A 20,817-nucleotide genomic window follows, 5' to 3' on the forward strand; every position below is an offset into this window, starting at 1 on the left:
CGGCGTCAGCCGTCCGTCCGGACGAGGCGGGCCGCGCCGATCTTCGAGTCGGCCATGCCGTAGAAGACGTAGTGCTGTCCGTCGATCTCCTCGATCGCCGTCGGGAAGACGACGTTCGGGACGATCCCGCTGCGCTCCTCCTCCGTCTCGGCCTCGAGCAGCGGCTCGGCGGTGCGCGCGATCACCCGCGACGGGTCGTCGCCGTCAAGGAGGATCGCTCCGGCCGAGTAGTTCACGTGCTGCTGCTGCGCGAAGGCGCTGTCGATCACTCCGGTCACCCCGTGGTGGATGAGCAGCCACCCCTCGGGCACGCGCAGCGGCGCCGGTCCGCCGCCGACCTTCAGCTCCTCGAACGGGAACTCCGGGCCCGCGAGGAACCGGTGCCGCGTCCAGCGCGTGAGGCTCGCCAGGTCGCGGTCGACCTCATCGACCGGCACGTAGCTGATCCAGATGCTCTGCCGCGGGTCCTCGATCCCGGCCGGGAGGCGCACGCCCTCGCCCGGCCGCGTCTCGCCGAGGTCCCACATCGGCCGGTGCAGCACCGCGAACGAGCGGGTGCCGTCCGGCGCGGCGACGATCTCGGGGAAGAACACGCAGTCCTTGTTGTGGAACAGGCCGAGATCGATGTCGAGCGCGTCGTCGTAGGCGAAGGTCACCGGGCCCAGGCGCCGCCAGTCGCGGAGGTCCTCCGACACGGCGAGCGCCGTCCGGGGCCCGAGCGGCCCGTAGGCGACGTAGGTCATCACGTGCAGGCCGAGCGCCTCGATGAAGGTGATGCGCGGATCCTCCACGCCGGCGTTGTGCGCGCCGCGCTCGAAGCCGCGGTCGGGCGCGAGCACGACGCCCTCGCGCTCGACTCCGACGGGCACGCCGCCCTCGACGATCACGCGGGCCAGGCCCACGCGCGAGACGTTGCCGGCGGCGACCATCCGGGGCAGGAGGTAGAGCTCGCCGTCGGGTCCGCGGCCGCTGCCGGGGTTGAGCACCCCTTCGGCTTCGAGCTCGTCGCCCGGGGCGGGCTCCATCACGACGCCGACGCGCTCGAGACGGTAGGGGACAGTGGTGAGGGTGGGAGACATGGTCAGCCTTTCACTCCGGATCCGAGATCGGTCGAGACGAAGTAGCGCTGGAACACGATGAACAGCACCACGACGGGCGCGGCGAGCACGACGGCTCCCGCGAGGATCGCCCCGAACGGGTTGTCGGTCGACGACGCCACGTTCGAGATGTAGTTGGCCAGTGACACGGCGAGCGGCTGCAGCGACGCGTCCTTGGTGATGAGGAACGGCCAGAGGAACTCGTTCCAGGGGCCGATGAAGGTCAGCAGCACGGCGGTCACCAGCGCGGGCCGCACCAGCGGGAGCGCGATGGTCCACAGCAGCTTCAGCTCGCCGGCGCCGTCGATCCGGGCCGCCTCGAACAGCTCCTTGGGGAGCTGCAGGAAGTACTGCCGGAAGATGATCACCGCCGTCGAGTTGATGGCGAACGGCAGGATCATCCCGAGGTGGCTGTCGGCGAGGCCGTAGTCGCGCGCGATCAGCACGTAGAGCGGGATCTGCAGCAGCTGGAACGGGATGACCTGCACCAGCAGGGCGAGCGCGAACACCGCGTTGCGCCCCCGCCACTGCAGCATCGCGAGCGCGTAGCCGGCGAGGACGCCGAAGAACACCGTGCACAGCAGCACACCGCCGGTGAAGATCCCGGAGTTGACCAGTCCGGTGAGCAGGCTGATCCGCTCGTTCACGTTGACGTAGTTGTCGAGCGTGAGGTTGCCCGGCTCCGGGATCGCTCCCGCCAGCGTCGGGTCCGGATCCGTCTGCAGGGAGCCGACGATCATGTAGTAGAAGGGGAAGAGGAAGACGATCGCGCCGATCGCGAGCACGACTCCGCGCAGGATCACGGCTCCGCGGCTGGAGCCGACGGGGCGCCTACGCGGCGACTTCTCGGGGGCGACGGCGGCGGGCACGGCCGAGGCGGCGCCTCCAGCACTGGACAGGGTGCTCATGAGTTCCTCTCCCCCGCGAAACGGTTCTGCAGATAGGCGATGACCAGCACCAGCAGCACCAGGACCACGCCGATGGCCGAGGCCACGTCGGGCTGCCCCTGCTGGATCCCGAGCTGGTACATCAGCAGCACGGGCGAGGCGGACGCGCCGTTGGGGCCGCCTCCGCCGGTGAGGAGATAGGGCTCGGTGAAGAGGTTCGCCCCGGTGACGGTCGACACCAGCAGCACCAAAAGGGTCGCGGGCCGCACGCTGGGCACGGTCACCGACCAGAACTGGCGGATGCGTCCGGCGCCGTCGGTCGAGGCCGACTCGTAGAGCTCCTTCGGCACGTTCTGCAGCGCCGCCAGGTACAGCAGGATGTAGAACCCGAGCTGCTTCCAGGTGACGTAGAGCGCGATGATCGGCATCGCGAGCTGCTCGTTGATCAGCCACGACGGGTTCGGCGCGAGCGGCCCGAGGAGGCTGTTGACCAGCCCGTTCCCGTTTAAGAGGAACAGCCACACGCCGACGACCGCGACGCTCGCCGTGACGTAGGGCACGTAGAAGCTGACGCGGAGGAACGTCCGCAGGTGCACGACCTTGTCGAGCGCCGCGGCGAGCAGGAGCGAGAGCACCACCGTCAGCGGCACGTTGATCACCAGGAAGATCCCGATGTTGCCGAAGGAGCGGATGACCTGCGGGCTCGAGAAGGCCGTGACGAAGTTGTCGAGGCCGACGAACGGCCGCTCCACCTGCACGCCGGGAGCTGCGAAGAAGAAGTCGTGGAACGCGATCCAGACCGAGTAGACGACTGGGAACGCGAAGACCGCGAGCACGAAGAGGAGGTAGGGGCTGCCGAACAGCAGCCCGAGGGGCTGGGGCCCGAGGACGCGGTGCAGGAGGCTCCGCTTCCCCGGCGCCCCGGCCGGCGCGGGCCGGCGGGTGAGGGTGGTCACGGCCGGGTCACTGCTGGCCGGCGAGCCCGGTGACGGTCTCGGCCGCTCCGTCGAGCGCCGTCTTCACGTCGCCCTCGCCGAAGATGACCGTCTTGCCCCACGCGTCGCGGATCGCCTGCAGCATCTGCACGGTGTTCGGTCCCGACGGCACCTCGATGGTGCGGCTCGCCTGGTCGCCGAAGCGCTGGTAGGCGGGGTTCGCCTCGAAGTAGTCGGCGTAGGTGGTCTGCAGGTCGGTGCGGAGCGGCATCTGCCCGGTGGTCTCGAGCAGCGAGCGGTCCTGCTCCTCGCTGGTCGCGAACTTCAGCACCTCCCAGGCCGTGCCCTTGTTGGCGCAGGCGGAGTAGAGGCCGACGTTCTTCGCGTCGCTGAAGGTCCAGGTGTCCTCGGCGGGCGTGCCGTCGGGGGTGGGCACCGAGACGGAGCCCCAGTTCAGGTCGTCGTAGACCGAGACCGCCCACGGGCCGACGATCGACATCGCGGCCTGGCCGTCGGCGAAGGCGTCGCCCTGGTACTGCTCGCGGCCGGCGAGGCCCTGGTCGTAGAGGCTCTTCCAGAAGTCGGCGACCTCGTAGCCGTCGTCGTCGGCGAAGGTGGCCTTGCCGTCCTCGACGAGGCTCGTCCCTCCGGTTGCCGCGGCGTAGAGCGGCATGAAGTCGAACTGGGTCTGGAAGAACTCCCTCGTGGGCGCGGGCTGGATCGCGGCGGGCGCGGCTCCCGACTCGACGAGCGTCTTCGACGTGGCGAGGAAGTCGTCGTAGGTCGACAGCGACGGGTTCTCGGGGTCGAGTCCCGCCTTCGCGAAGAGGTCCTTGTTGTAGAAGATGACGACCGGGTTGCTCTTCCACGGCATCTGGAAGTACTCGCCGTCGGCGTTCTGGTACTGCTCGGCGAGGTCGCCGCTGCGGGTTTCGATGTAGTCGGCGCCGCCGTCGAAGCTCGAGAGGTCGACGAGTCCGCCCTGGCGCTCGAACTGGCCGACCGCGCTGGGGGCAGTGTTGAAGACGAGGCACGGCGCGTTGCCGGCCGTGATCGCGGCTCCGATGACCTCCTCGCTGCTCTTGCCCGCGGGGATCTCCTGCCCGGTGATCTCCTCGTCCGGGTGGTCGGCGTTCCAGGCGTCGACCATCGCCTTGCCCCACTGCACCTCCTGCTCGTTGTTCGAGTACCAGATGGTGATCGGGCCGGTGGCGGTGAGGTCGGTCGACGCTCCGCCACCACCGCTGCAGGCGGTGAGGGCGAGGGTCGCGAGGGAGGCGGTGGCGATCCCGGTCAGCCAGCGTCTCGTCGTCGAGGGGGCCATGGTGTTCTCCTTGTCCGGCGTGCGCGACGGTGCGCACGCGTCTTCAGTGGGTCGACGGCCGCGGAGGAGCGGTCGAGTGGCGCACCACGAGCCCGGCGGGCTCGAGGTCGACGTCGGGGGCGCTGCCGGACTCGATGAGGTCGAGCAGCGTGCGGGCGGCCTCCTCGCCCCAGCGCGCGGGGCGCGTGCGGGCCGAGGTCAGTGACGGGTAGACGTGGGCGGCGATCTCGGAGTCGTCGAAGCCCGTGATCGAGAGGTCGTCGGGGAGCCGGAGGCCGCGGGCGTGCGCGACTCCGAGGCCGGCGATGGCCATTGGGTCGTTGCCGAAGACGATCGCGGTGGGCGGGGTCGGGCTGTCGAGCAGCCGCTCCGTGGCCGCCGCGCCCTGCTGCGGGCTGAAGTCGGTGGCGACGAGCGCGGTGGGCTCGAGCCCCGCGTCGGTGCAGGCCCGCGTGAAAGCCTCGCGGCGGCGGGAGGAGTGAAGCAGGTGGTCGGGCCCCGCGACGTGGGCGATGCGGCGGTGGCCGAGCTCCGCCAGGTGCCGGACGGCGTCGGCGATGCCCGCGGAGTCGTCCATCACGACGGCGGGTGAGGAGGAGCCCTCGAGCCGCCCGAGCGTGACGGCCGGGATCTGCAGCTCGGCGAGCAGCGCCGGACGGGAGTCGTCCTGCCGGAGGTCGGTGAGGAACACGCCGTCGACGCGGCGGTCGGCCGCGAGCGTGCGGTAGACGGCCTCCTCGGAGGCGCCCGGATCGACCACGCTGAGCACCAGCACGCGGCCGCGCTCGGCGAGCACCCGCTCGACCCCCGAGATGAAGGAGGGGAAGAACGGGTCGGCCGCGATGACCGCCGGGTCGCGCGCCACGACGAGTCCCACCGCGAACGAGACGCTGGTGGAGAGGGAGCGGGCGGTGAGGCTGGGCCGGTAGCCGAGCTCGGCGGCGACGCGGAGGATCCGCTCGCGGGAGTCGGGCGAGACGCCCGGCCGGTCGTTGAGCGCGAACGAGACGAGCGCCTTGCTCACGCCGGCCTCGCGCGCGACGTCGAGGATCGTCGGTCTGCCCGCCATGGGAGCTCCTTCGCTCGTCGCCGCGTCTGAACCGGTTTTGTAAACCGGTTCAGCGCACCGTGGCAGGGAGGCGCGCGTAGGAGAAGAGGGAGGTGGATGAAGCGGTGCTCGTGCCACCTGGGGCGTGATTCCCGCCTGTCCCCGGTGCTGGGACGTGTGGGTGTCGGCCGATCGCTACGGTGACGGGCACCTGCGTAGGGGCGCCCGGATGGCCGCCGAGCGAGTGGCTCCAGGCCGCTCACGGAACCGTCACGCGACGGAGTCTGAGAGCCCTCCGCGACCATGCTCCGGCCCGTCCGCCCAGTGCTGGAGTGTCCCGGTGCCCGGTGACCCCGCAGGCACTCCCCCGACCCGAGAGAGAGAACGATCATGGCCCGCCCCCACACCGCCAGCCGCACCACGAGCGAGCAGCGCACCGAGCACGCCGAGCAGTACTCGGCCGGAGCGCGCTACGCGTCGGAGGCGTTCGGCACCTTCCTCCTGGTCGCCGGCGGCGTCGGCACCGCGGTCTTCGCCTCCGCCTTCCCCGACTCCGGCAACGCGCTCGGAGTCGGCTTCCTCGGCGTCGCCCTCGCCTTCGGCCTCGCCGTGATGGCCGGCATCTACGCCGTCGGCCACATCTCCGGCGGCCACTTCAACCCCGCCGTCCGCATCGGCCTCGCCATCGCCGGCCGGACCGAGTGGAAGCACATCCCCGGCTACATCGTCAGCCAGATCCTCGGCGGACTCATCGGAGCCGGAATGGTCTTCCTCGTCGCCGCCGACGGCCCCGCCGGCTACCTCGCGGCCGCCCGCGACTCCGGCTTCGCCTCCAACGGCTACGGCGCTGGATCGCCTGGCGGCTTCGGCCTCGGCGCAGTGCTACTGACCGAGATCGTCCTGACCGCCGTCTTCGTCGCCGTCATCCTCTCCGTCACCGCCAAGAGCGAGTACAAGGCCGTCGCGCCGCTCGCCATCGGCTTCACGCTGACGCTCGTGCACCTGATCAGCATCCCGGTGAGCAACACGTCGGTGAACCCGGCTCGGTCGATCGCTGCCGCTGTGTTCGGAGGGCCGGACGCGCTGGGGCAGCTGTGGGTGTTCCTGGTCGCGCCGATCGTGGGAGCTGCGATCGCGGGCGTGGGGACGAAGGTGCTGAACCGGCGGAAGTGAGGTCGGGAGCCACCAAGCGCTCGCTGAGGAACAAGCTTAAGGCCCTAGGGAGGTCATGCCTACCCTAGTCATCCTCGGGAGGCTCGACACTATCTGTGTTATCAGCGTCGAGACGGATGACCGTGACCGGTGTCGTGAAGCTCTAAAGAGAACCTCCTTTCAATCTACAGGGCGATCAGGGCCTTGCAGCTGACGGGCTACCTCTGAGGGTGAAGTTTCCAAGAGAAGACTAAGTTGCCACATAAGTTCTGCATCGCTTACATCAACGTCTTCATCCTCATCTTTGCCACGCCCGACAGGCTTCCCAGGATGTCCAACACCTCTATCAGCTTCCACTTTGCTCAACCGACTTTCAAGATCTGAGATAAGGTACTCCGCGACCTCGACAGCCTGGCGCAGGTCACGAATTGACAGAGTTATGAACGTCATTCTCGGCGGAAACTGCATTGCCATCGCACTGTAAACAAGATCTGATACAGTTCGGACGATAGTCGCGCCGCTATATCCGTTTGCGGGGCCATCTGGGCGTAAGCCTATATCTTCGCGAATAGACTTCGGTATCTTCCAATAGCGGGCATTAGCGGCTGCAGTTCTCGCCGGCAAATAAGCAAGTCGGCGCTTCAATAGCGCTTCAGAGGCGGCTTCTCGCAGGTTATCTAGAGACATAGTCGTTACATTACTTTTGACGGTAGCCTCGACCGCTCCACTTTGAAAGCCCTTTTCGGCCATGACGATACCTTTATCCGAACCAGTGTCTTCGACAATTGTCCGTAACGCGAGGATGTGAAGTTTGTTGACTGGATGTTTCCAATGCTTGCATTCGATCAGCCACGTCAACTGCAATCCGACGTGCTTGTATCGCGCAACGACGTCGACAGCGTGGGTCGTACGCACGCCCTGCAGCGTCTGATCGGTATCTGCCTCGAAGCCAAGGTCTCGAAACACGTTTGCTGTCGCCTCTTGGTAATCGCGCCATGCACTCATGTGATCAGTGTGACACCAAAGACACCTTAACCACCGCGCGTTCAGCGGTCACTTTCGAGTCGAGCAGAGAGCGATGCTTGAAACAGCACGGATCAGGTGGCTCGCGGTACGCAAGGTCGAGCCGACCAGGCGAACCAATCCAGCTACAAGGACCCCGACGCCACCGACGATGAGCAGCAGCAATGAAACTCGCCGAGCGGCCCGAACTTGTTCTTCCGCTGGTGTACGCGTCCTCGAAATGATGCTTCGGTCGCTCTGCGATGCTTAAATATAGCTGCCCGAGCCCGAGGCTGCGTACGGTCTCGGCGCGCATGCTCGTGTTGATACGCCAGAACCCTGACATGCCCTCACTTTTCGGCGACTCGCTTAAAGGTGCGGAACGCCAGCAGTGCCTGCAGGGGGGCAGGGAACCAAAACTTGCTGTCATCCGCACGTAACTGCAGCTCCGCTCTTGTCAAGACAGTGCTCGAACAGCCAGCCTTGTACTTGGCACCTAACTTGCCCCTGTTCGAGAGGGACGCATCATGATCGATCTGTCCGCGAGCCTCAGCTTCGCTCAGCTCGCCGTGGCAATGCAAAGTTCACCGGGCTCTTATGCGTTATTGGCAGGTGCAGGCGTTTCACGTGGCGCCGGACTTCCCACGGGCTGGGACGTAATGATCGACCTAATCGGCCGCATCGCTCAAGCTAATGGGATCGAACTCGATACGAGTGAGCGTGAGGAATGGTGGATCTCACAACGCGGGGAATCCCTCAACTACTCTTCATTGCTAGCGGCAATCTCACCATCCCCACTAGCGCGCAGAGATATTTTAAGATCCTATTTCGAGCCCAGCGTCGGCAGCGGCCTGCACCGGCCTTCAATCGCGCATGAGGCAGTTGCACGAATGGTAGCTAAGGATTCCATTCAGTACATTGTCACTACGAATTTTGACCGCTTATTTGAAAATTCTTTCGCGAAGTGGAACGTACGAGCGCGAGTCTCGACTCACCTCGAGACTGATGGACTGGCACTTCGCGATAGAACACCGGCATTACTAAAAATCAATGGCGACTACCTCGACTTAGCCGCGAAGAACACAGAGAAAGAGCTCAGCAGCTACTCGCCTAAACTTCTCGCAACACTGGGCGCACTGTTTGCTAATAGCGGTTTGGTGATATCGGGGTGGTCTGCAACATGGGACAAGGCTCTCTACAATCTCCTTTTAGCTACGGAATCGACCTACCCCACTTACTGGGTAGGAGTGGGAACGCCGACACCAGCGGCACAACGGCTCATTGACACTCGATCCGCCGTAGTCGTACCCGCTGATTCGGCAGATCAGCTGTTTAGCATGCTCGACTCCGCTATTGACGCAATAAACGAGCGCGCCATAGCGGCTGAAACAATCAGTCTGGTATCAGATGTCGGTGCTCTGCGCCGCTCCATAATCGAGGACCAGCAGGTCTTTTGCCGCATCGAGAATGGTGGTTTTGCCCTACAGTGGCACGAGGAATTTACTCTAGTCGCAATCGTCGCAGGAACTGCCTCTATCCCGATCAGCTTCTTTTGGCCGCGCCCCGAGGAGGTGGAGCTCGAAATTCTTGCTGGCGGAACCCTGAAGGAGGGGCCTACGGTGGGTGCCACAGGCGCAATCACCTACCGTGTTGAACTAGAAAGCGCGCTAGCGGTGGGACAAAGACGCACCGTCAAATTCATTCGACGAGTTCGCAAGTCCGCAGAGCGAATGCCCTCCTTTATAGGTTGGAGCCCGAATGCACCTACGCCGACTTTCTCGCTTGCCATACAATTTGACGATAATTCGCGTCCGCTTCACGTGAATCGCGTGGTGGCTCCCGCTGGTGACTGGCCAACGTTAGCCGCGGTGGGTTCAGAGATTAAGCTCGAAAGCGGTTACACCAAGCTCGAATTTCAGGCGCCCATGAAAGGGTACGGCTATGGCGTAACTTGGAGTTGGGCCTCCGCGATCACAAGCTGAGCTTCGGTGACGTCGCGCTGAGACTGAGTCTGCTCGTTATCCGCCGCGGCAACGGAGGGACCACCGACCTGGTCGGCTCGCCACTCCTACGCAAGGGCAGCTCAGGCGGCTTCAGCTGCCGCTGGTTCCGCCGACTGCGCTCGACCATTGTCATCGAAAGCCACGGTTGTTTCGATGCGGGAGTCGTGGCAAGCGGTCGGATCATTGGCGCGCTTTCACTCCTCAGCGACACTCAGCTCGAGCACGGGGATGGCGCCGGCGACCGCTGCACGGTAGTCCGCGATCAGCGCCCGCTCGGCTGCCGGATTGGGGCCGAGGGTGTCGGTCCGCCTTCGACGCATTCGATGATCTTTCACCAATACTCGTAGCCGCTCGCGATCCGCCTCAAGAGGCGCCGCCCGCACCGCACTTGATTATCAGATGGTCATTTCACTGCTACTGTTGCAGATTCACCCAAACCGGGTCGAGATACTTGTCGGTCTCGGTAACCGAGAGAGCGTAAGGCTCAGCCCCTGAAATTGCTTGAAATATGTAATTCCATTCGTGCGGCGTATCCTGTAGCAAGTGGTCATTACAACCAGGATTGCCGGGGACGCGGCTGAGTTCGAACACCGGCGCCATCTCGCGCTCAAGAGTATCGAACGCCTGAAGGTAAAGATCGGTGTTCCCACAAGAAAGATCGGCCTGCGACTTCGAGTTGCTGTACGTCATTCCGAGTATGAATAACTGCCCCCCAGAATCGGGAGTAATAGGCGACCCCTCGGTCGTCTCGATGGACTCGACAGCCTCCATGGAATTCACCGTGAGAGTGACATTGCCCGTGGTGAAAGTGTCTCCCAGCTGGAAGACCGTCACGGCCGGGCCGGATGCCGGAGTTGGCGTGCTGGCCGCTCGAGTGGGGGCTACTGTACGCGCGGGGGAGGACGTTTGTCGTGCGGACTCAGCTGCGACCCCGACCCCGCTGCGACCATTCCCGTTCCCGATGGCGTATCCGACCCCGATTGCCAAACCTACCAAGATCACGACCGCGACGACTAGACCAACAACGAGGGCTTTACGTGAGATGGTAACGCTTGCAGACGCGGACGGCGTTCCAGAGCCGGTTTTCGTGGGTCGTGTTGGTTCAGCCATCCTCCTACAGTGGCAGAAGTGGGACCACCTTACAATTTTGCAGGCCGTTTTCGACCATCGCGTAACACGGGGTGCCAGGCCCGCCGTAACCGCTCGTGAGCGCCCGCTGTGCCGCCGGAAGGATGTCTGACTTCCGACCGTCTCCACCAAATCGGGTGAAGCGTAGTAGAGCCGCGTCGCAGTATTCAGCCCGCAGCCGCCGCCCGTTCTGCTTCGCTCCTCGTCTTCTCATACAGCCCCATGGCGACGAGCACAGCAGCGATTGATGCGAAGTCGCTCTTCTGCAGCAGCGCTTTCATCGCGTTGCTGTGGCCAGCGGCGGAGGCATAGATGACGTCTTCGAGTTGCGCGGCGATGGTGGGTGATGTTTCGAAGTCGATGGGCGTGTTCGCCATCGCTTCGGCCTGGATCTTGGGGTTGTCGACGACGTGCCGGAGGATCGTCTCCGCAGCGCTGACGCCGTTGATTTCGTCGACGTCGGTGCCGGCGAACAGGCCGTTGATCTTGTCGATCACGTCCTGCAGCAGCCCGTACTTCGCCTCCCGCGGTTGAGCCGACCCGGCCGCCGTGACGCCAGGTAGTTGCCCGGTCTGCCCCGAGGTCAGGCCGAGGTTCTGAGCTTCGAGTTTCCGGAGGCGGTAGTGGGTGAGGACGATGTCGTCGGTGTTGATCGCTGACGGTTCTGCGTCTTGCCGCTCGATGACGCGGCGGTAGACGCGGAGGAAGATGGCCCACTTCTCGATGTCGGTGTCGCCGTAGTCCATGATCTGCGACAGGAAGTCGTAGGCCCGCACGAACGCGAAAATCGTTCCACGGAACTCGTCGAGGCGGCCCTTCTCGAGGTCGTTGGAGGTGTCAACGGCGTCGTTCCAGCGGGTCCAAAACACGTCGCGGGATGCCTTGATGTGCGAGTACAGGGTGTTGTGGCTGGACTTCGTCAGCCACGCGTCGACGACGGCGTCGACGTCGTGGGGGTCGATGATGCTCATGCTGCGCAGCTTGCCCAGCATGTCGTGAATGATGTTCGGATCTGACGGCTGGGTCAGCTCGGCGTCTTCGTAGTATGTCTGGAACGCTTCGAGGATCTGGTCCGGGTCGTTGACGAAGTCGATGACGTACGTGTTCTCCTTCCCCGGGATCACCCGGTTCAGCCGCGACAGCGTCTGCACCGCCGTGATGCCGGAGAGCTTCTTGTCGACGTACATGCCGACCAGGAGGGGCTGGTCGAAGCCGGTCTGGAACTTGTTAGCGACGATCATCACCTGGAACTCATCCCCCGCGAACGCCGCCTCCAACGACCGCCCCTTCAGGCCCTCGTTCATCGACGTCTCTGTGAAGTCCTTCGGCCCCGACTCCGCATCCAGCACCGACCCGGAGAACGCGACGAGCGCCCCCAGCTGACCGTCGAGCTTGTGGTCCTTCAGGTAGGCGTCGATGGCGAGCTTGTAACGCACGGCCTCCTTCCGAGACCCGGTGACCACCATCGCCTTCGCGCGGCCGCCGAGCTCGCTGCGGACGTTCGTGCGGAAGTGCTCGACGATCACGGCGACCTTCTGCGCGATGTTCGTGGGGTGCAACCGCACCCACCGCATCACCTCGCTGCTGGCCTTCACCGTGTCGATCTCCACATCCACCCCAGTAGCCCGGTCGGTGTGGGCGAGGGTGAACGCGAGGTCGTAGGGGAGGTAGTTCTTCAGCACGTCGAGGATGAAGCCCTCCTCGATCGCCTGCTTCATCGAATACAGATCGAACGCGCGCTTGGTGCCCGTCTCGTCCTCACGGCCGAACAACTCAACCGTCTTCCCCTTCGGCGTCGCCGTAAACGCCAGGAACGAAATCGTCCCCACCCCGACCTTTCGCGCCATCACATCAGCGAGCACGTCCTCCACATCCACCGACCCCGCCCCCGCCTCATCGGCATCGGCCACGCCGGCGGTGAGGACCTGCTTCAGAGAGGCGGCAGCCTCGCCGCTCTGCGAGGAGTGCGCCTCGTCAGCGATAACCGCGTAACGGCGACCGGCAAGACCCGCGTGCTTCTCGATCGTGGTCAACGCATGCGGGAACGTCTGCAACGTCACCCCGATGATCTGCTTCCCCGCCAGCAACGCCTCAGCGAGCTGTGCGGACTTCGACGCATCCCCACCGCGCGTGATCGGCTGGAACACACCCGACGTGGTCTCGAGCTGTTCGACGGCACGCTGCAGCTGCCCGTCGAGGACCTGCCGGTCCGAGACCACGATGACGCCGTCGAACACCTTCTGACCGGTCGCGTCGTGCAGCTGCGCCATCCGGTGCGCAGCCCACGCGATGGAGTCGGTCTTCCCCGAGCCGGCGGAGTGCTGGATCAGGTAGTTGTGACCAGGGCCCTCCTCCAGCACGGACCGCTCGAGCTTCGTGACGGCCCGCCACTGGTGATACCGCGGGAAGCGCAGCGACTTCGCGTACGTCTTCTTCCCATCGATCGGGTCGGTCTTCTCCTCGAACCGATAATGCAGAAACCGCCCGAGAAGATCCAGCCACGTACCCCGCTCGAGAATCTCCTTCCAGAAGTACGCCGTTGGGCTCGTCCCCGGAATAGCCGTGTTGCCCGCGCCGTTCGCTGCGCCGCGGTTGAAGGGGAGGAAGCGCGTGTTCGGCCCGTCGAGCTTCGTCGTCATGTGCACCTCCTCGTTCGTGACGACGAAATGCACGAGAGCACCCCGACCGAAGGTCAGCAGAGGCTCACCCTCCGGCTTCCGGTCCTGGGCGTACTGCTTTAACCCCGCGGCGAGGCCCTGCGTCAAATCGGTCTTCAACTCGATCGTCGACACCGGTATACCGTTCACGAACAAGACGAGATCGATACGATTCCCGTTCTTACCCGAGTAGACGACCTGACGCATCACCCGCAGACGATTCGCCGCGAAGCGCTCGGCCGTCTTCGAGTTCAGTGAAGTCGCAGGCCGCGTCTGAAACAGCGAGAACCTCGCGTTCAATGCCCCGACGGACGTCTTCAGCACGTTGAGTGTGCCGCCGCCGTTCATCGGATCATTCGTCTGCGCAGCGACGATGCGATCGAGGATCTGCTTACGCCCGACCACCTGGGACGCCTCGTTCGCACCCGGCTTCACCAGCTTGTCGAGCTGCTCCGGCTGCGTCGCCTCCAGCCACGCGAAAACGTCGGTGGGAAACAGTGCCCGCTCCGTGTCGTACCCCTCGTCATCGGTGGAGTACTCCCACCCGTGTGCCGCGAGGTACTCACACAGCTCAACCTCGAACGCGTCCTCGTGCTGGATCGCCATCAGTAACCCCCGGTCAACGCCCGCAGCCGTCAGGCCACGCCGCGCACATCGATCTTGCCCGTCACCGCCGCCGAGATGAGAGCGGCCCGCCGCTCCTTCGACAGCGCGATTGCCTCACGCGCATCGGCGATCGCGGCATCCAACGTTCCAACAATCTCGCTCGTCTCATTTACGACGCGTCTTTGCTCATCAAGGCTCGGCAAGGGGATGAAAACATCCTGGACAACCGCCGTGTTGAGCCTCTGCCTTGTTGACCCTCTCGCCATTAAGGTGAACCTTGCTCTGGTCTGTGGTGCCGAGAGCACCCAGGCGAGATACTCGCCGGTGACAAGTCCGTTTGATCTCACCCGGTAGCAGTCGGCTTTGACGATTGCAGGACCCAGATCAGGTACGACCGCGGCTCGACCAAGAGGCATGCGATCATCCCCAAGTCCCGCAACTACGACGTCCCCGGCACGAAGGGAGTGCGCTACAAGATCAGCAAAATAGGGCAACGGTATGAAGGCTCGGTCCGCGTCCTTGAACGAGTTGATGCCGATGTTACCGAGACGAACGACGCGCGCGCCCTCGTCAGAATAATGCGCCGAAGTAAGGCTCGATCCAAAAGGGCCATCGGTAACTGAGGATGTCACCCTGCGAAGTGGGACATCGGTCACGTTCAAACCATCGATAGCGGACTGCCAGCACGCATCTCGCCGCTCGGCGAGCAACGCGATGAGCTCCTCCTGATCCGCGATGAACGCGTCGATCTCCGCCGTCTCCCGATTAAGGAAGGCACAGATTGCTAACTGTTCATCACGAGAAGGCACTAGCACCGGAAAAGAAGTAAACATCGGTCGGCGCAAGGATGCGACAGTGGTCAGGGCCCCGCCATATGCCACAACCCGCTTGAACTGTGAGGAAAAGTAGTAATAGAGAAATCGTGGAAGAATGGTCCGAAAGTTTCGGAGCACGTAAACTCGCTGATGGACATCGAATTTTCCAGTGAGATGATGAAAGACCTCTCCAACATCTCCATCTCCCGCCGTGAGGATAGCCTCCGTATCGTAAGTAAAGCTGTCAATACTGAGAAGCGTTTTCGACCTCACGACGAATGGGTAGGACCCATTCGGTACGGAATCGATCGTATCTTTCGTTCCGGTTTCTACGACGGCTAGATATCGCAATGCCTGTAGCGACCATTTCATGGGAGCTTTTTCGAGCCATGGAACTGCAATACCTTGATACTCGGGATACGGCTTCAACTTCGTCATAACTTCACCGCCTCAAGGCGCGCGCGAATGCGGCCGAGCACCGCTTCGAGGTCAGCGTCGATCTCTTCGAGTGAGCGTGGTGGCACGTACTGGTAGAAGTGGCGCGTGAAGGGTATTTCGCAGCCCTCCTTCGTTTTCGACTCGTCGATCCACGCATCTGGGGCGAACGGCGTCACCTCGCGCTCGAAGTACTCGTGGATGCTTTCGGTCCACGGGACGTTCTCGGTGTCGCGAAGTGTGGCATCAGCCTCAGGGCGACCCTTCGCGTCCTTCACGATCGGCGCGTTCTCGTCCCGCTCCGACAGCGCGCCCAAGAAGGCCTTGTACTGCGCCGGAGTCATCACGACGCCGTCGTCGTCGAGCCGGCGCTTGAGCTGCTTGCGGAACTCCGCAAGGTCCGTGGTCGGCGCGATCCCCGCCTCCTCCACCGACGCGACGAAGTTCTTCCACTCCACCTTCGCCAGGGCCTTTATCTCCCGCGCGATGGCCAGCCGTTCCGGTGTGAGTGCCCAGTTCAGCCGCAGCGGGCGCTCGACGGTGATGGTGCGGTAGAAGAAGTCCTCTGTCGCGAAGGTCTTCGACCGCGCATCATCCGCCTCACCGCTGTAGAGCTTCACCAGCGTGTCGATGTCCTCGGGGCCCAGCTCGTTGCGCTTGGAGCCGAGGCCCTTGCGCATCTTGCGGAAAAGCTTGGTTCCGTCGATGAGCTGCACCTTGCCGACCCGGTCGGCGTTCTTCTTCGTCGCGAGTACCCAGATGTACGTCGCGATTCCGGTGTTGTAGAACATGTCGGTTGGCAGCGCGATGATCGCCTCGAGCAGGTCGCGCTCGAGCACCCATTTGCGGATGTTCGACTCCCCAGACCCCGCGCCGCCCGTGAAGAGCGGGCTGCCGTTGAGGACGATCGCGGCGCGCCCGCCGCCCTGCTCGGCAGTCCGCATCTTCGAGATGAGGTGCATCAGGAACAGCATCGAACCGTCCGACACCCGCGGCAGCCCGGCCCCGAACCGCCCCGCGTAACCACGGAGAGTGTGCTCCTCAGTGACCGCTCTTTGCTGCTTCTTCCAGTCGACGCCGAACGGGGGGTTGGAGAGTCCGTAGCTGAAGGTCGCGCCGGCGTGGCCGTCGTTGATGAGGGTGTCGCCGAAGTAGATCGCGTCGACCGACTGGCCCTTGACCGTCATGTCGGCCTTGCAGATCGCGTACGACTGCGGGTTGATCTCCTGGCCGGCGAGCGTGAGTACGGCAGACGGGTTCGCGCTGCGGATGTGATCCTCCGCGACCGAGAGCATGCCGCCGGTGCCGGCCGTCGGGTCGTAGACCGACCGCACGACGTTCGCCTTCGCGAGCGTGTCCGACTCCGGGGCGAGCAGCACATCGACCATCAGTTCGATCACGTCGCGGGGCGTGAAGTGCTCACCCGCCGTCTCGTTCGACGCCTCCGCGAACTTGCGGATGAGCTCCTCGAAGATGTGTCCCATCTCCTCGTTCGGCACCTGCGCCGGTGAGAGGTCGACCGCCGCGAAACGCTGCGTGACGTGAAACAGGAGGTCGTGCTCGTCGAGCTCGGCGATGCGGTCGGAAATCTTGTACTTGTCGAAGATGTCCTTCACGTTCTCCGAGAACCCGGAGACGTAGTCGAGCAGGTTCACCCCGAGGTTCTCCGAGTCGCCGAGGGCGGTCTTGAGGTCGAACTTCGACTCGTTCCAGAAGGAGTACGGGTGGCTCGCCTTGTTGCGCAGCAGCGACGCGCGCACGGGTATGCTGGCGGCCGCGGCCTGCTCCACCGCCGCGAACACCGCTTGCTTCGTGGGCTCGAGTACCGCGTCGAGGCGGCGGAGCACCGTGAACGGCAAAATGATGTCGCCGTACTGGTGCGCCTTGAAGCTCCCGCGAAGCAGGTCAGCGATTGACCAGATGAACGTGGCGTGATTATTACTCAAGTCTTCAGGACCCCTCATGAACTTGTGAACGAGTCTATTGACGGGAGCCGAGGCCTTGAACAGCGACGCGGCCGGTCAGTAGCGTGCTGGAACCGTGGGGGCATCACCGTCCCCTTCTCGGCCGAATGTAGACGGCGGCAAGGTGTCACCAGGAGGGCCATTCGCTTGCGGACTTCGCCAACTCCTTCAGCAGAGCCGCCACTCTCAGGGTCCCGTGGAGTGACACCATTGCGAACCCTACGTGGGGCGCCTCCCGACTGAGAGGTCGCCCGTACTCTGAGTGCACCGCCCACCCCAAGAACAGGACCAGCCGCTCATGGACGTGCAAGAGACCCGACTCCAGCAGGTCCTCGAGGGCGCCAAGCAGTACCGCGTGCCGCTGTACCAGCGCCCGTATTCCTGGACCGTGAAACAGCTCGATCGGCTCTGGTCAGACGTCGTCGACCTCGCCGAGCAGCGCGTCGACCCTCCGGGCGCCACTCACTTCACCGGCTCCCTCGTCCTCTCGCTGGGCGAGATCGGGCCGGCAGGGTCGCAGTTCCTCGTCGTCGATGGTCAGCAACGCCTCACCACCCTCAGTCTGTTCATCTGCGCCCTCCGCGACCACTAAGCGGAGACGGAGCCGGAGAACCCCGAGAAGGTGCAGCGGCTCGAAGAGACGTACCTGTTCGACCGGTTCAAGCGCGGCGATGATCGGTTGAAGGTCCTGCCCACGCAAGCCGACAGGCAGGCGTTCCGGGCGATCGTCGACGGGAACATCGATCAGTCCGTGGCGTCCGGCGTGCTCGACGCCTACCGGTTCTTCCGCACGAAGCTGCACGGCGCCGATGATCCCGACGACGCCTACGACATGGACCGCATCGAGTCGGCCGTTTTGAACGGTCTGGTCTTCGTCTCCATCACGGCGCACGCCCACGACAACGTGTACCGGATCTTCGAGTCGCTCAACAACACCGGCCTCAAGCTCACCCAGGGCGATCTGCTGCGCAATTACATCTTCATGCGGCTCGGGTCGCGCAGTGAGGAGATCTACGACGGCTGGTGGCTGCCCCTGCAGAAGGCTCTCTCGCCGGCAGATCTCGAAGCGCTCTTCTGGATCGACCTGATCTGGTCCACACCCGATGCGAAGCAGGGAGACATCTACTCGCTGCAGGTCGATCGGATGCGATCGCTCACTGAGGATCAGATCGTCGCCGAGGTCCGCCGGTACAGCGGACTCGCCCAGTTGCTGGCGGTGATCCGGAACCCCGAGAACGAGCCGGACCCGGACGTCCGAGCCGCGCTGCAGCGCAATGTGCAGTGGGGGCTCTCAGCGACCGATGCGCTCGTCCTCCACCTCCTCCGACTGCGCGACGCGGGCTCGGTGAGCTCCTCCGAGGTCGCCGAGTCGTTGCGGCTGCTCGAGTCGTTCATGGTCCGCCGAGTCATCATCGGAGCCAGCAGCGCGGCTCTTTCGCGGATCCTCTACCGCGCACCTCTCGAGGTCGGGGAATCGGATGGCGTGGCGACCCTCCACCGCTACTTCTCCGTGGGGCGGAAGTTCTTCGCCACCGACGCGCAGATCCGCGAAGCCGTCCTGTCGAAGCCCTTCTACTACCAGGGCCGACCAGCGCAACGGAAGATGATCCTTGCCTGGCTCGAGGACGCGACTCCCATAGAGTGGCGGAACAGAGACGTCTCCGCGAAGGAGCACACGGATCCCAGCGCAGCCACCATTGAGCACGTCATGCCGCAGACGCTCAGTCAGACCTGGCGCGAGGCGCTGGCCGGCGACCTCGAAACTTTCGACACCGTCGACGAGATGCACGAGTCCTACGTGCACACGCTCGCGAACCTGACTCTGACCTCGTACAACTCCGAGCTCAGCAATCGCCCGTTCGCCGAGAAGCGGGAGCTCCTCGACGCGTCGAGCTTCCGTCTCAACCGCGAGATCGCCGGCCAGACGGCCTGGACTCGGCGTCAGATCGTCGAGCGCGGCTCCGCGATCGCCGACAGGATCGTCTCGACGTGGGCCGCACCGCTCACTGACTCGGAGACCCGCGATTCCGGGGTCTCCTGGAGGCTCGTCCTCGACCTGGTCGCGGCGATCCCTGCGGGCCGGTGGGCGAGTTACGGCGACATCGCGACAGTCGCCGGAACCCATCCCGTTCCCCTCGGGCAGTACCTCACCCACAACCCGGTGCCGAACGCGTACCGGGTCCTCAAGCAGTCCGGGCAGATCTCGCCGGGCTTCGTCTGGGAGGCGGACAGCCCGCACGCGGAGGTCGCCCCTGACGAGCTGCTGAGGTCCGAGGGCCTGATCTTCGACCCCGCCGGCCGCGCTGATCCCGGTCAGAAGCTGACGGTTCCGGAGCTCGCGGAGCTTGTGGGGCTCTCGATCCACTCCGACATCGACTCCGTCCCCGACGAGGGGAACAGCGAGCGAGCCGATTTCCTCTCCGGCGTCGCCGACAGGCAGGCACCGTCGACCGTCCACGGTGTCGTCGAGCTCCTCGACGAGTGGGAACGTCTCGGAGGCATCCTGGACTTCGGTGCCGCGGAAGAGAAGTCGTGCTTCCTCGTCGCACGCGGCTCCACTCCGGCGTCGAAGAGCATCTGGCCGCTGACGCTCTACCCGAGCGGCAGTGTCGAGGTCGTCTTCCAGCACATGCGGAGCCGATCGCCGCTCGACTCCGTCACGCTCCGACAGGCGCTGCTCAGCCGCCTCAACGCGGTCAGCGGCGTCGACCTGCCCGCCGACCGATTGGAGAAGCGCCCATCCTTCGATCTCGAAGTCCTCGCCGACCGGACTGCTCGGCTGCAACTCGTCGAAGTGCTCGAGTGGTTCATGAGTGAGCTCGTGGTGTATGACAATGCGCGCATGGGCAGTAGCGAATGATCTGGCGACGGATCATTCGCTGCCGGCTCGAGGAGCGGATCCGATCCGGCGTGTGAAGTCGCAGTTTCACTGGCGCCACTCGCCGCATCCAGGACTCCGCGCCATGGCTTCGCTACCGCTCCTCGGTGTTCAGCTCCGTCCCCGACGTGACAGGAGAAGTCATCGCGAGCGCTTCGGGTGCTGTGATCGACCTGGCTCCGCGGTTCAGAGAGGGCCGACCTGCTCCGCTCCTCGCTTCTCGTCACCCGGACACCAAGCCTCCGGGACTTCAGGAGGAGAACGCCGTCCATCCCCATCCTCACTCAGCGAGCGACTTCCACAGCGAGGCGTTGGTCTCCGTCATCGCCCAGCCGTCGCCGGGCCAGAAGATCGGCCAGCGGGTGTCGCCGCCCATGCGGTTCTTCATCCACACCGTTGCCCGGCCGAACGCGCGCTGCATGGTCAGCGGCTCGACGCCGGTCACCTTCGCCACGTCCTCGAGGGCGACCGCCGACGGCGACGCCGCGGCAAGGACGTCGAGGACCTCGCAGAAGAGCTTGATGGACTTCGCTTCGCCGGACCGGAGGACCTCGAACTCCTCGAGGGTCCACTCTCGCGAGTCTTCGATCATCTCGTCATCGTTGTTCAAGACTCTTGCGGCCCCCAGGCTGCTCACGCTCGCAGCGCTGGAGTTCTGCGCTGCGATGAAACGCATCACAGGAATGACAAGGTCTCCGGGCACGGGCACGTTCACGTAGGCGGTCATTGTTCTTTCCTTTTCTCTGAGATGAAGTCGAACAAGAAGACAATAACACGTCTTGCATGAGTCTTGCAAGACCGGCCGGTGCTGGGCGTGCGCGCCAGCGCCCCCGAGCGCACGAGGCGAGCAGGAAGATCACCGCCGCCGCCCGGCGTCTCGAACGGG

16 protein-coding genes are annotated in these 20,817 nt (G+C 64.4%); 4 read left to right on the forward strand and 12 right to left on the reverse strand.

Going from position 1 to position 20,817, the window contains the following annotated elements:
- Positions 1-5: 5 nt before the first annotated feature.
- From C5C33_RS04795 to C5C33_RS04815, 5 genes are read right to left on the reverse strand one after another with little or no spacing between them, the layout of a single operon-like run.
- The gene (locus C5C33_RS04795; protein WP_104260547.1) at positions 6-1,079 is read right to left on the reverse strand and encodes a glycosidase; all 1,074 of its coding nucleotides are present in this window, start codon (positions 1,077-1,079) and stop codon (positions 6-8) included.
- 2 nt (positions 1,080-1,081) lie between these two features.
- A complete protein-coding gene (locus C5C33_RS04800) occupies positions 1,082-2,005 on the reverse strand; it encodes a carbohydrate ABC transporter permease (RefSeq protein ID WP_104238931.1) in 924 nt (307 codons plus the stop codon).
- Positions 2,002-2,940 carry a carbohydrate ABC transporter permease gene (locus C5C33_RS04805; protein WP_104260548.1) on the reverse strand — a complete coding sequence of 313 codons (939 nt, stop codon included), beginning with the start codon at positions 2,938-2,940 and terminating at the stop codon, positions 2,002-2,004. The genes C5C33_RS04800 and C5C33_RS04805 overlap by 4 nt, the downstream gene beginning before the upstream one ends.
- Positions 2,941-2,947: 7 nt before the next feature.
- Positions 2,948-4,243 (reverse strand): extracellular solute-binding protein, encoded by a 1,296-nt coding sequence (locus tag C5C33_RS04810; RefSeq protein ID WP_104260549.1) that lies wholly within the window; start codon positions 4,241-4,243, stop codon positions 2,948-2,950.
- A gap of 43 nt (positions 4,244-4,286) precedes the next feature.
- Positions 4,287-5,312: a LacI family DNA-binding transcriptional regulator gene (locus tag C5C33_RS04815; protein ID WP_104260550.1), complete on the reverse strand. Its 1,026-nt coding sequence runs from the start codon at positions 5,310-5,312 to the stop codon at positions 4,287-4,289.
- A 369-nt stretch (positions 5,313-5,681) separates the two neighbouring features.
- Here C5C33_RS04815 and aqpZ point away from each other — a divergent pair, with 369 nt between their 5' ends.
- On the forward strand, positions 5,682-6,464 hold the full coding sequence (aqpZ, locus tag C5C33_RS04820; protein ID WP_104260551.1) for an aquaporin Z: 783 nt from the start codon (positions 5,682-5,684) through the stop codon (positions 6,462-6,464).
- A 159-nt stretch (positions 6,465-6,623) separates the two neighbouring features.
- On the opposite strand, the gene C5C33_RS04825 is transcribed toward aqpZ, so the two are convergent.
- A complete protein-coding gene (locus C5C33_RS04825) occupies positions 6,624-7,448 on the reverse strand; it encodes a restriction endonuclease (RefSeq protein ID WP_104260552.1) in 825 nt (274 codons plus the stop codon).
- 524 nt (positions 7,449-7,972) lie between these two features.
- On the opposite strand from C5C33_RS04825, the gene C5C33_RS18180 reads away from it, so the two are divergent.
- Positions 7,973-9,427, forward strand: a complete 1,455-nt coding sequence (locus C5C33_RS18180) for an SIR2 family protein (RefSeq protein ID WP_146078937.1) — start codon at positions 7,973-7,975, stop codon at positions 9,425-9,427.
- A 215-nt stretch (positions 9,428-9,642) separates the two neighbouring features.
- On the opposite strand, the gene C5C33_RS18945 is transcribed toward C5C33_RS18180, so the two are convergent.
- The 5 genes from C5C33_RS18945 to C5C33_RS04840 form a co-directional block, all read right to left on the reverse strand.
- Entirely contained in the window at positions 9,643-9,768 is a 126-nt protein-coding gene (locus C5C33_RS18945; protein WP_258059332.1) for a hypothetical protein, read from the reverse strand.
- 94 nt (positions 9,769-9,862) lie between these two features.
- Positions 9,863-10,282 (reverse strand): hypothetical protein, encoded by a 420-nt coding sequence (locus C5C33_RS18185; RefSeq protein WP_104225828.1) that lies wholly within the window; start codon positions 10,280-10,282, stop codon positions 9,863-9,865.
- Between the two features lie 461 nt (positions 10,283-10,743).
- A complete protein-coding gene (locus C5C33_RS04830) occupies positions 10,744-13,839 on the reverse strand; it encodes a type I restriction endonuclease subunit R (protein WP_104225827.1) in 3,096 nt (1,031 codons plus the stop codon).
- A 29-nt stretch (positions 13,840-13,868) separates the two neighbouring features.
- A complete protein-coding gene (locus C5C33_RS04835; RefSeq protein ID WP_104225826.1) occupies positions 13,869-15,092 on the reverse strand; it encodes a restriction endonuclease subunit S in 1,224 nt (407 codons plus the stop codon).
- Complete coding sequence (locus tag C5C33_RS04840) at positions 15,089-17,035, reverse strand: class I SAM-dependent DNA methyltransferase (protein WP_308471170.1); 1,947 nt, start codon at positions 17,033-17,035, stop codon at positions 15,089-15,091. Before C5C33_RS04840 ends, C5C33_RS04835 begins: the two co-directional genes overlap by 4 nt.
- 316 nt (positions 17,036-17,351) lie before the next feature.
- Between C5C33_RS04840 and C5C33_RS18390 the strand changes: the two genes are divergently transcribed.
- Positions 17,352-17,645 carry a DUF262 domain-containing protein gene (locus C5C33_RS18390; protein WP_181136190.1) on the forward strand — a complete coding sequence of 98 codons (294 nt, stop codon included), beginning with the start codon at positions 17,352-17,354 and terminating at the stop codon, positions 17,643-17,645.
- A gap of 30 nt (positions 17,646-17,675) precedes the next feature.
- Complete coding sequence (locus tag C5C33_RS18395) at positions 17,676-19,913, forward strand: DUF1524 domain-containing protein (protein ID WP_181136191.1); 2,238 nt, start codon at positions 17,676-17,678, stop codon at positions 19,911-19,913.
- A 298-nt stretch (positions 19,914-20,211) separates the two neighbouring features.
- Here C5C33_RS18395 and C5C33_RS04855 read toward each other — a convergent pair whose 3' ends face one another.
- Complete coding sequence (locus tag C5C33_RS04855; RefSeq protein WP_146078935.1) at positions 20,212-20,658, reverse strand: hypothetical protein; 447 nt, start codon at positions 20,656-20,658, stop codon at positions 20,212-20,214.
- Positions 20,659-20,817: the final 159 nt, after the last annotated feature.

Source organism: Rathayibacter sp. AY1H3, from assembly GCF_002932015.1.